Origin of the sequence: Micromonospora sp. NPDC047753, from assembly GCF_040642735.1 — a bacterium.
In the GTDB taxonomy this organism is placed as follows: Bacteria; Actinomycetota; Actinomycetes; order Mycobacteriales; family Micromonosporaceae; genus Micromonospora.
Genome location: NZ_JBEYSL010000221.1, coordinates 1 through 10,729 on the forward strand (window position 1 = coordinate 1; position 10,729 = coordinate 10,729).

Annotated in this window: 9 protein-coding genes and 1 pseudogene; 5 read left to right on the plus strand and 5 right to left on the minus strand. The window is 70.7% G+C overall.

What is annotated here, in order from left to right; genetic code table 11:
- A partial coding sequence (locus tag ABZ749_RS19220; RefSeq protein WP_357229576.1) for a family 43 glycosylhydrolase occupies nucleotides 1-1,257 on the plus strand: 1,257 nt, incomplete at its 5' end.
- A 46-nt stretch (nucleotides 1,258-1,303) separates the two neighbouring features.
- Here the strand turns inward: ABZ749_RS19220 and ABZ749_RS19225 are convergent.
- The 3 genes from ABZ749_RS19225 to ABZ749_RS19235 all read right to left on the minus strand — a co-directional run bounded on the left by ABZ749_RS19225 (nucleotide 1,304) and on the right by ABZ749_RS19235 (nucleotide 3,363).
- Nucleotides 1,304-1,927, minus strand: a complete 624-nt coding sequence (locus tag ABZ749_RS19225; protein WP_357229578.1) for a hypothetical protein — start codon at nucleotides 1,925-1,927, stop codon at nucleotides 1,304-1,306.
- Nucleotides 1,928-2,053: 126 nt separating this feature from the next.
- A complete protein-coding gene (locus ABZ749_RS19230) occupies nucleotides 2,054-2,767 on the minus strand; it encodes a hypothetical protein (RefSeq protein WP_357229580.1) in 714 nt (237 codons plus the stop codon).
- Nucleotides 2,764-3,363, minus strand: coding sequence for a sigma-70 family RNA polymerase sigma factor (locus ABZ749_RS19235; RefSeq protein ID WP_357229582.1), 600 nt, complete (start codon nucleotides 3,361-3,363; stop codon nucleotides 2,764-2,766). The genes ABZ749_RS19230 and ABZ749_RS19235 overlap by 4 nt, the downstream gene beginning before the upstream one ends.
- Nucleotides 3,364-3,634: 271 nt before the next feature.
- Between ABZ749_RS19235 and ABZ749_RS19240 the strand changes: the two genes are divergently transcribed.
- The 4 genes and pseudogenes from ABZ749_RS19240 (at nucleotide 3,635) to ABZ749_RS19255 (ending at nucleotide 9,395) form a co-directional block, all read left to right on the plus strand.
- Complete coding sequence (locus ABZ749_RS19240) at nucleotides 3,635-4,846, plus strand: chitosanase (protein ID WP_357229584.1); 1,212 nt, start codon at nucleotides 3,635-3,637, stop codon at nucleotides 4,844-4,846.
- Between the two features lie 77 nt (nucleotides 4,847-4,923).
- Nucleotides 4,924-5,643, plus strand: coding sequence for an HAD domain-containing protein (locus ABZ749_RS19245; RefSeq protein WP_357229586.1), 720 nt, complete (start codon nucleotides 4,924-4,926; stop codon nucleotides 5,641-5,643).
- A gap of 125 nt (nucleotides 5,644-5,768) precedes the next feature.
- Nucleotides 5,769-7,018, plus strand: a pseudogene (locus ABZ749_RS19250) (DUF222 domain-containing protein).
- Nucleotides 7,019-7,490: 472 nt separating this feature from the next.
- Nucleotides 7,491-9,395: an ABC transporter ATP-binding protein gene (locus tag ABZ749_RS19255; protein WP_357229590.1), complete on the plus strand. Its 1,905-nt coding sequence runs from the start codon at nucleotides 7,491-7,493 to the stop codon at nucleotides 9,393-9,395.
- 98 nt (nucleotides 9,396-9,493) lie between these two features.
- Here the strand turns inward: ABZ749_RS19255 and ABZ749_RS19260 are convergent, their stop codons facing one another.
- The gene (locus tag ABZ749_RS19260) at nucleotides 9,494-10,012 is read right to left on the minus strand and encodes a PepSY domain-containing protein (protein WP_357229588.1); all 519 of its coding nucleotides are present in this window, start codon (nucleotides 10,010-10,012) and stop codon (nucleotides 9,494-9,496) included.
- Between the two features lie 106 nt (nucleotides 10,013-10,118).
- Nucleotides 10,119-10,673: a DUF5872 domain-containing protein gene (locus ABZ749_RS19265; protein ID WP_355006138.1), complete on the minus strand. Its 555-nt coding sequence runs from the start codon at nucleotides 10,671-10,673 to the stop codon at nucleotides 10,119-10,121.
- Nucleotides 10,674-10,729 lie beyond the last annotated feature (56 nt).

The window sequence follows — 10,729 nt, forward strand, 5'->3', positions numbered from 1 at the left end:
ACCGGCCCCTGGTCCGATCCGGTGAAACTGCACGGGCGCGGGTTCGACGCGGCGCTGTTCCACGACGACGACGGCACCACGTGGCTGCTGGGCATGAGCGCGGACTGGCGGCCCGGCCGCGACCGCTTCGGGGGCATCGAGATCCAGCAGTACGACCGGGCCGCACGCCGTCTGGTCGGCAGCCCCCGCATCCTGTTCACCGGCTCCCCGGCCGGGCTCACCGAGGGTCCACACCTGTACCGCCACGACGGCTGGTACTGGCTGATCACCGCCGAGGGCGGCACCAGTTGGGAGCACCAGGTCACCGTGGCGCGGTCCCGGGAGCTGTTCGGACCGTACGAGGTGGACCCGGACGGGCCACTGCTCACCTCCTTCGGGCGGCCCGACCTGCGGTTGCAGAAGGCGGGGCACGGCAGTCTGGTCCACACGCAGAACGGCGAGTGGTACCTGGCCCACCTGGTTGGTCGCCCGTACTCCCCGCTGGGCAACTGCGTGCTGGGTCGGGAGACAGCGATCCAGCGGGTCGAGTGGCCGTCGGGCGGCTGGCCGCGCATCGTCGGAGGGGTGCCGGCGGACGACGTCGTCGCACCCGACCTGCCCGCGCACCCCTGGCCGGCGGAGCCCGAGACGGACCACTTCGACGCCCCCGAGCTGGGCCGGTGCTGGTCCACGCTGCGTCGGCCGGCCACCCCGGACTGGGTAGACCTGCGCACCCGCCCGTCGTACCTGCGGGTCCACGGCGGGCAGTCGCCGGTCGGTCGACAGGCACCCAGCCTGGTCGGGCGGCGCGTCGGCGCGAGGGAGTGCTCGCTGGAGACCGTGGTGGAGTTCGCACCGGCCGACCACCGTCAGCTCGCCGGGATCACCGCCTACTACAACACGCTCAACTGGCACCACCTCTACCTGACCCGGGCCGACGACGGCCGGACGGTGCTGGAGCTGCTCAGCTCCGACAACGGGCGGCGCACCGCGTACCCCGAGCTGACCGTCGATGTCGACGGCGTCACCCGGGTCGGCCTGCGGGCCGTCTTCGACGGGCCGGCGGTGCGCTTCGACTACGACCTCGGCGCCGGTTGGCAGCGGCTACCTGTCGAGCTGGACGCGACCATCCTGTCCGACGAACACGCCGCGCTGATCATCGACGGTGAGCCGGCGGCGTGGGGCTTCACGGGGGCGTTCCTGGGCCTGTGGGTGCAGGACCTGGGTGGCGACGGCGTACACGCCGACTTCGACCTGGCCACCTACCGGGAACAGTGACCACGCGGACGGCACTCGGCGGGTGCCGTCCGCGTGCCCACTCCTCCTACCTGGCCTGGGCGGCGACGGCCCGCAGCTGGCCGAGAGTGGTGCGGAACCCGCGGCCGGAGACGGCCGGGTCCTCGGCGTTCAGGCCGCTGACGGCCATGGTCTGCGAGCGCGTCGTGGCGACGGCCTCCGCGCCGGACCCGTTCAGGTCGAACACTCCGAAGTCGCCGCTGAGCGTCCGGAACGTCGAGGCCGCCGGGTCCTGGGCGAGGTAGAGCACCACGACCTGGCCGGCCTGAAGCTTCGACATGTGCGCCATGTCCGGCACACCGGCGGGCAGCTGGGCGAGCGTGATCCGCGCCCCGGCCCGGACTGTCGATCCGCTCGGCGCGCTCAGCACCTCGTCGACCCGGAATCCGGTCTCCTCGACCTCACCGCGTACCACCAGGTCCGCGGTGTCGCTGAGCTGCCGCACGGTGGCGTACCCGCGCAGCTTGCCCTTGATCGGCGGGGGCGCGACGTCCGTCGGCGTGGCGGCGCTGCTCGGCGCGGCGCTGCTCGGCGCGGGCCCGGCGGCCCGGTCGGCGTCACCGCCGCTGCCGCAGGCGGCCAGGGCCGCGACGGACAGCACGGCGGCGGCCGTGGCCCACAGCGGCCGGGTACGGCGAAGGTCGACTGCCATGGAACGCTCCTCGCGTCTCGGTGCCGTCCCGAGCCGTCTCGCTCGGAACGCGGCACTGCTTACGCCTTCTATCTGTGCGTCCCGGGCACCGAGTTCCATTTTTCTTGCGGACTCACTTTCTCCGGGTCAGCGCCGCTCGCGCGCGAGCTGACGAAGCTCAGCAAGCGTGGTGACGAACGCGCGACCCGCAGCCGTCGCGTCCTCGCTACGCAGACCGGTCACCGACATCGCCGGCGACCGGCTGGTGGCCGTCTCCCCGGCGAGGTCGAAGATCCCGAACTCGCCGCCGAGCGGGTGGTAGACGCTTGCAGCCGGGTCGACGTGGCCCAGGTAGAGGACGCTCGGCCGGCCGGCCGTCCCGGCCAGTTCCGCAGCCACGATGATCTCGGTGGGCACCGGGGCGCCCGGGTTGCGGTACAAAACCTCCGCCACGCGGTAGACCGCCCGCCCGTCCGTCACCGACGCCACCTCGCCGCGGACCACCAGGTCGGCCGTGTCGGTGAGTTGGCGCACGGTGCCGTACCCGCGATTCTTGGCGGCCGTGCCCGGCGGTGCCGGCCGAGCGGCCGGACGGGTCGCCTCGGGCGACGGGAGCGCGGCCGGGGGCGCGTCGCCGGACCGGGTCGCGAGCCCTCCGCCGATCCCCGCCACCACCAGGACCAACGCGGCCGCCGCGAGCGCGGGCCGCGACGACACGAAGGCCCTTCTTCGGGTACGCGGCTCCTGCGTGATCGCCGCGAGCAGGCGACGGCGGTGCACCTCGTGCCGGCCCTCCGGCAGGTCCTGGTCGCCGGGGTGGGGGGCGATCCTCGCCCACTCGGCCGGGTCCGGCGCGCTCACTGGCTGCCCTCCCGTACGAGCGAGGCGTCCACGACGGGCGGTCGCGCGGCGCGCGGCGGCGCGTCGACGAGGGTACGGAGCCGGGCGCGGGCCCGCGACAGCCGGGAGCGCACCGTACCGACCGGAACACCCAGCGCCTCCGCCGCGGACTCGTAGTCGAGGCCCTCCCACAGGCACAGGGTCAGCACCTCGCGCTCGGATCGACGCAGCCGGGCGAGCGCGTCGATGGCGGCGGTGATGCGTCGGCTGTCGTCCAGTCTGCCGGCGACCTCGTCGGCGTGATCGGGCAGTGTGAAGTCGGAGGCGAGCAGCGCTGCGGCCACCCTGCGGTAGCGACGGTTGCTGCGGGCGTGGTTACGGGCCTCGTTGGTGGCGATGCCGAGCAACCAGGGACGCAGCGACCCACCCTCCTCGGTGACCCGCTCCCGGGAGCGCCAGGCCTGCAGGTACGTCGCGGCCATGACGTCCTCCGCCGTGGCCCAGTGGGCGGTCAGCCGGAACGCGTGGTTGTACACCGAGCGCGCGTACATGTCGAACAGCTCGGCGAACGCGCCGGGGTCACCGGCTCGTACCCGAGCGCGCAGACTCGACTCCATGACCATCTTCTGTCCGTCGGACGGTGCTGGTTCCGACGGACCGGCCCGTTGATCAGTTACGGCCCGACGATAGCCACCGGCAGGTACGTCCCGCCAACGACGGGATGAACAGACGCCGTCACGCCTCGCGGTCGTCGATTGACGGCGAATCGACGTACTGGTATCTGTTAATACAGTTTCCTGATGCTTGGCCCGGCGCGGCAGTTCGGCGCCGTAGGGCACCGCGAACCGACCGGCTGGCGGCACGCCGCCCCTTCCCCGAGGAACACCCATGGTTCACAAGAGAACAGCCGCCTACGTCGTGGGCACCCTGCTGATCGGCGTCGCCGCCGTCGGCTACGGCCTGCCGTCGGCGAGCGCCGCGACCGCCGGCCCGATCACCGGCCTGGGCGGCAAGTGCGTCGACGTCGCGGGCGCCAGCTCGGCCAACGGCACGGCCGTCCAGCTCTACGACTGCAACGGCAGCGCGGCCCAGACGTGGACCGTCGGGAACAGCGACAACTCGATCCGGGCGCTCGGCAAGTGCCTCGACGTCACCGCCGCGTCGACAGCCAACGGCGCCAAGGTGCAGCTGTACGACTGCAACAACACCGGCGCGCAGAAGTGGACCGCCAGCAACGGCACGCTCGTCAACACCGCCTCCGGCAAGTGCCTCGACGTCACCGACCGGAGCACCGCCAACGGCGCCCGGTTGCAGATCTGGACGTGCGGCGGCACCACGAACCAGCGGTGGACCCTGCCGGGCGGCGGCACTCCCACCACTCCCCCGCCCACCACCCCGACCGGCACCAACCTCGACGACCCGGCGAAGAAGGACGTCGCCATGCAGCTCGTCTCGGCCGCCGAGAACTCCTCGCTCGACTGGCGCGCGCAGTTCTCCTACATCGAGGACATCGGCGACGGGCGCGGCTACACCGCCGGCATCATCGGCTTCTGCTCCGGCACCGGCGACATGCTCGAACTGGTCGAGGCGTACACCCGCACCAAGCCGGGCAACGTGCTCGCCGGCTACCTGCCGGCGCTGCGCGCCGTCAACGGCACCCCGTCGCACGCCGGCCTCGACCCCAACTTCCCCCGCGACTGGCGGACCGCGGCCAACGACTCCGTGTTCCAGGCCGCCCAGGAAACCGAACGAGACCGGGTCTACTTCAACCCGTCGGTACGCGACGGCAAGAACGACCAGGTCCGGGCGCTCGGCCAGTTCGCCTACTACGACGCGGCGGTCATGCACGGGTACGAGGGCATGCGCCAGATCCGCAGCCGCGCCCTGAACCGGGCCAAGCCGCCAGCCCAGGGCGGCGACGAGCGGACCTGGCTGAACGCCTTCCTCGACGAGCGGGTCCTCGAGATGAGGAAGGAAGCGGCCCACTCGGACACCTCCCGCGTCGACACCGCCCAGCGGGTGTTCCTCAACAACGGCAACTTCAACCTCAACACGCCCCTGACGTTCGCCGTCTACGGCGAGCAGTTCCGTATCGGCTAGCTCGCTGAGTGGTGGCGGGGTCGCCGTTCGTTTCGCCGACGGCCCCGCCACCCGGCGCTTGCGGCAGGATCGTCCGGGTGAACCGGCCGCTGCTTCTGCTCGACGTCGACGGTGTCCTCAACCCCTACGGGACTGCTCAACCACCCGCCGGTTACACCGAGCACCGCCTGTTCCCTGGCGAAGAACCCGTCCGCGTCAACCCCACCCACGGCGGCTGGATCACCGAGGCTAGCGCCGTCCTGGACATCGCCTGGGCCACGAGCTGGAACGACGAAGCCAACCGACTCCTCGCTCCACTTCTGGGCATCGCTCCCCTGCCCGTGATCACCATGCCACCCGCGCCGTTCCACCCCAGCGACAAGATTCCGGTCATCGCCGCCTACGCCCAACGACGGCCCGCCGCATGGATCGACGACCTCCACACGCCGCAAGCCCACAGCTGGGCCGCAGCACGCAGCAGCCCCACACTCTTGATCACCGCCGACCCGACGATTGGCCTCAGCCGCAACTCCATCGACGACGTCATGACGTGGGCCAGGGCTCTCTGCGACGCCCGTCCGGCATACCTAGCGGAGCGTCCGGCCGTCGCCAATCCCCCAGCGACGCACCCAGCTCTCACTCATAGCGGGCGCCGGCAGCGCGGCCATACCTGGCCCTCGCTCATGCCAGGCACCGGCAGCGCTGTCCACACGCAGCCCTCGCTGGGCCAGGCACCAGCCAGCGCTATCGACACGCAGCCCTCGCTCACGCCAGGCACCCAAGCAGCGTCGACTCCAGCTCCCGGCACCGCCGGGTAGCACGCCACCCCCAGCCCCGATCGCCAGCGGGAAGCAATCCGGCACCGACGAGCCCTCCGGTTGATTAGCCGATCATATCGATCATGATGACTGAAAGTGTCGTACACCTGTCCTAGTGTCTGGTCATGCTCAGGGAGTTGGCGCAGGTAGACGAGGCGGTCGCCGCCTGCGTCGACGCCCCCGCCTGGGCCCTCCCGGAACATGACCTGATCGCCGCGCTCGACGCCGCGCACCGCCTCCAGCAACGCCTCGCCGCCGTCACCCTCACCCTCACCGCGAGATCGACGGCCGGGGCACCGCCCGCACCCAGGGCGCCTCCAACACCGCGGTGTGGCTGCGCGAACGCCTGCGGCTGACCATTCCCGCCGCCCGACGCCTGATCGACCTCGCCGCCGCCCTGGACACCGGCAACCCCGGCATTCGACAAGCCCTAGCCGACGGACACATCACCCCCGACCAGGCCCGGGTCATCGCCGACACCGCCGACACCGTGAACACGTCGGCCGACGCCGAAACCGCCGACAAAGCCGTCGGTGTGCTCGTCGGCTGGGCCGCGCAGTTCGACCCCACCCACCTACGCAAACTCGGCACCCGCATCCTCGACCACGTCGCCCCCGACATCGCCGATGCCGCCACCCAAGCCGCCCTCGACGCCGAAGCACGCCGCGCCACCAGCGACCGCCACCTCACCCTGTCCGAACAAACCGACGGCCGACTCCGGCTCACCGGCACCCTCGACATCGAAACCGCCGGCCTGCTGCGCGCCGTCATCGACCCACTAACCGCACCAACCGGCCCCGACGACACCCGCTCCCCCGGACAACGCCGCCACGACGCCCTCGCCGACGTGTGCCGCCTCGCCCTCCGGACCGGCGAGCTACCCGACAACGGTGGCGGCCCTGCCCAGATCGTCATCACCACCAGCTACGACGGATTAACCCGACAGCTGAGCAGTGGCACCCTCGACACCGGCCTCAGCCTCACACCTGAAACTGTGCGTCGGCTGGCCTGCGACGCCACCATCCTGCCCGCCGTCCTCGGCGGCACCGGCCAGGTCCTCGACGTCGGCCGACAACGCCGCCTCATCACCGGGCCGCTACGCCGCGCCCTCGTACTCCGCGACCGCGGCTGCGCCTTCCCCGGCTGCGACCGACCACCGCGCTGGTGCCACGCACACCACATCCACCACTGGGCCGACGGCGGCACCACCAACCTGGCAAACGCCGTCCTGCTCTGCGGCCACCACCACCGACACCTGCACCACAGCCACTGGACCATCCAGCTCGGCCACGACGGCCATCCGGAGTTCATTCCACCCGCCTGGCTCGACCCCGAACAGCTTCCCCGCCGCAACCACTACCACCCACGAACATAGGAGCGGGCAGCCGAGAACGATCAGCCAGGTGTCGGGTCGACACCGTCGCCCACCCCGCACCGCCTAAGGCATCCTAGGAGACCGGTTGGCCTGGCCTCCGCTGCGGAAGCCGAAGCGTCGAGCGGTACGTGCCCAGGCGCGGGCCGGATGGGTCGAGGAGAGAGATCTCAACGGCCCACGCTGACCCGCAGCAACTCACGACGGCCTGCACCGGGCCGCAGCGAGCCGCGAAGGCTCGTGGGCCAACCTCTACGCGCCAGTGCTTCACGGGCGCGGGGTCGTCGTCGTTGAGCGCGGTACCGAATGTCGTGGACGACGCCGACGCGGTCCCTGGCTACGGCCAACGTGAACAATCCGTAGCCACCGAATCGCGTGGTGACTTGACCTCAAGCTCGGGTGAGGTCCTAACCTCGCGTATCGGAGGTAATGCATGAGTATGGAATTTGCCGCGTGGACGTCTCTGCACCACGCGATGAACGCGCAGGACGAGCGACCGCTGTCCCGCGCCACCTTGAAGCGAATAGCGCAGTTCGCACGGCCACACCGCGCCTTGATCGTCAGGTTCCTGCTGCTGAGTGTGGTGACGGCTGTCCTCACTGTGGCGGCACCCGTTCTCGCCGGTCGGGTGGTCGACGCGATCGTGGACGGCGCCGACAGCGGCGTGGTGATCCGGTTGGCCGTACTGATTGCCGTGATCGCCCTCGCCGAGGCCGGGCTGGGGTTGGTGACGCGATTTCTCTCCGCCAGCATTGGTGAGGGGCTGATCGTTCAACTGCGCACGGCCGTGTTCGACCACGTACAGCGCATGCCGGTGGCCTTCTTCACGCGGACCCGCACGGGCGCACTGGTCAGCCGCCTGAACAACGACGTCATCGGCGCGCAGCGGGCTTTCAGCGACACCCTGTCGAGTGTGGTCGGCAACGCCGTCACGCTGATGCTGACGTTGGCCGTGATGCTCACCTTCTCGTGGCAGATCACGCTGCTGGCGCTCGTCCTGCTGCCCATTTTCGTTCTTCCGGCCCGCCGGATGGGTTCGAGGCTCGCCCAGTTGCAGCGTGAAGCAGCCGAGCACAACGCGGCCATGAGCACCCGGATGACGGAACGTTTCTCCGCACCCGGTGCCACGCTGGTCAAGCTGTACGGGCGGCCGGCCGAGGAGTCCGCCGAGTTCGCGGCTCGGGCACGCCGGGTCCGGGACATCGGCATCCGCGCCGCGATGCTCCAGTGGGTCTTCATCACCGCGCTCACCGTCGTCGGCTCGCTGGCACTGGCCCTGGTCTACGGGCTGGGTGGTCTCTACGCCCTACGGGGCAGCCTCGACGCCGGGACGGTGGTCGCTCTCGCGCTGCTCCTGTCGCGGCTCTACGCACCGCTGACGTCGCTGGCCAGTGCTCGGGTCGAGGTGATGAGCGCGCTGGTGAGCTTCGAGCGGGTGTTCGAGGTCCTCGACCTCAAGCCGCTGATCCTCGACAGATCCGACGCCCGACCCCTTCCGGAGGGGCCGGTCGCGGTCGAGTTCGACGGGGTCCGGTTCGGTTACCCCTCAGCGGACAAGGTGTCGCTCGCGTCCCTGGAGGACGTGGCGAAGCTCGATACGCGCGGCGGTGAGGAAGTGCTGCACGGGGTGTCGTTCCGCGCCGAAGCGGGGCAGATGGTGGCGCTAGTCGGCTCCTCCGGGGCGGGCAAGTCGACGATCGCGCAGCTCGTGCCTCGCCTGTACGACGTCGAGGACGGCGCGGTGAAGCTGGCCGACGTCGACGTCCGTGAGCTGTCGGCCGAGTCGATCCGGGCGGCGCTCGGCGTGGTGACCCAGGACGGGCACCTCTTCCACGAGAGCATCCGCGCCAACCTGGCGTTCGCCCAGCCGGACGCGACAGAGGACGAAATGTGGGAGGTGCTCCGGCGGGCCCGCCTCGACGACCTGATCCGCTCGCTACCCGATGGGCTGGACACCGTCGTGGGCGAGCGCGGATACCGCCTGTCCGGCGGGGAACGGCAACGGCTCACCATCGCGCGCCTGCTGCTGGCTCGCCCGCGCGTGGTCATCCTCGACGAAGCCACCGCGCATCTCGACTCCACCTCGGAGGCGGCGGTTCAGGACGCCCTCGCCGAGGCGCTGACCGGCCGGACGAGCGTGGTCATCGCGCACCGGCTCTCCACCATCCGGGCGGCCGACCAGATCCTCGTCGTGGAAGCGGGGCGCATCGTCGAACGTGGGCGACACAGTGACCTGCTCGTGGCGGGTGGCCGCTACCACGAGTTGTACCGCACCCAGTTCGCCCAGGAGCAGCCGACCGTCCAGGAGCAGCCAACCGTCCAGGGGCAGCCGACAGCACAGGAGCGACCGCCGGTCCAGGAGCAGCGCGTCGCCACATGACGTACGCGGTGGTCGATCCGCCCGAGAGGGGCAGTCCGACCACCGCGTCACAACGCGCCGCCGCTCACCGCAGCACCCGGGGTGAGCGGCGACCGCGCTCAGTCGTCGTCGTTGTCGTCGTCGTCGTTGTCGTCGTCGTCGTCGTCGTTGTCGTTGTCGTCGTCAGCGTCGACCGGCTCCTGCTCGGCCTTGACCACCGAGCCGTTGTCCCGGTCGACGTCCACCTCGTGCTCGGTGTCGCCAGCGACGATCTCGACGCTCCACACCGGTCGGCCGTTCTCCTTCTCGGCTTCGACCTCGACGATCTGACCGCCACCGGCCTTGGCGAGCGCGATCTCACCGGCGCGCTTCTCGTCGACCGCGCTACCCGCGGGCGCGCCGCCGGTCGACGGCGTACCGGACGGCGTTGCGCTCGACGGCGTACCCGATGGGGTGCCGACTGACGGCGTACCGGTGATTGCCGGCGCGTCGGTGGCGGTCGGCGCGACGGTTGCCGCGGCGAGTGCCGTGCCGCCGGTCCGCGAGTCGTTCGCGGCGTTGACGCCGAGCGCGACCCCGGCCACCGCCAGCACCGCCGACCCGCCGACCGACGCCAGAAGCAGATTGGTGCGCTTCATCGTGGTGTCCACCTTTCCTCGGTTGTCGACTCCGAGGATCGGCCAGATCGGGATAGCACCGCGCTGTCCGGACGCTAAGGCCGGGTTAAGGCGGTCGAGGGCCGGGTCAGCCGCGTCGGTTGAGTTCGGCTTCCAGCCGCTGGACGAGCGTCTTGCGGTCCTTGCTGGCGCGCTCGTTACGCAACGCGGTCTTGAGCTGTCGGGTGTCGAGGCCACGGACCAGCTTGGCCGCCTCCGCGACCGACATCTCCGTCATCCGGCCGGCCGTTGTGGCGTCCCGACGCGCCCGTTTGGCCGGTCCGGTGTTGGCGACGTACTGCTTGCCCGTTCGAGAGGCTTCCCGCTTCTTCGTGTCGGTCGCCCGCTTCTGGCTCTCCGACATCTCGTCCCATGCCTTCTTGGGCAGGTAGCGACTCGTCGTGCCGTCCTTGCGCGCCCGGGCGTCGCCCTCTTTCGTCTGCCACTTCTCGTTGCCCCAGCGCTGGAGCGCCTTCTGCCGTTCGTCCTTTTGACCCAGGAATCCGCCGCCGCGCCGCTTGTACTCCTGCGTGACCAGCTGCGACTTGCGCGCCGACCACTGCCCCGGCTTGCCGCCCTTGTCGGAGGCCTGGATCTCTTCCTTGATCTGCTCTCTGAGCTCGGGTTTCGTATACCGCGCCATGACTGGCAGCTACCCGGCACCGCCGGGCCTATGCGTCCGGAGGCGACGTCGACGGT

Coding starts and splice junctions, on each gene's coding strand:
- ABZ749_RS19235 (WP_357229582.1), bottom strand. CDS start 3,363: ATGGAGTCGAGTCTGCGCGCTCGGGTACGAGCCGGTGACCCCGGCGCG.
- ABZ749_RS19260 (WP_357229588.1), bottom strand. CDS start 10,012: ATGAAGCGCACCAATCTGCTTCTGGCGTCGGTCGGCGGGTCGGCGGTG.
- ABZ749_RS19255 (WP_357229590.1), top strand. CDS start 7,491: ATGAACGCGCAGGACGAGCGACCGCTGTCCCGCGCCACCTTGAAGCGA.
- ABZ749_RS19265 (WP_355006138.1), bottom strand. CDS start 10,673: ATGGCGCGGTATACGAAACCCGAGCTCAGAGAGCAGATCAAGGAAGAG.
- ABZ749_RS19225 (WP_357229578.1), bottom strand. CDS start 1,927: ATGGCAGTCGACCTTCGCCGTACCCGGCCGCTGTGGGCCACGGCCGCC.
- ABZ749_RS19240 (WP_357229584.1), top strand. CDS start 3,635: ATGGTTCACAAGAGAACAGCCGCCTACGTCGTGGGCACCCTGCTGATC.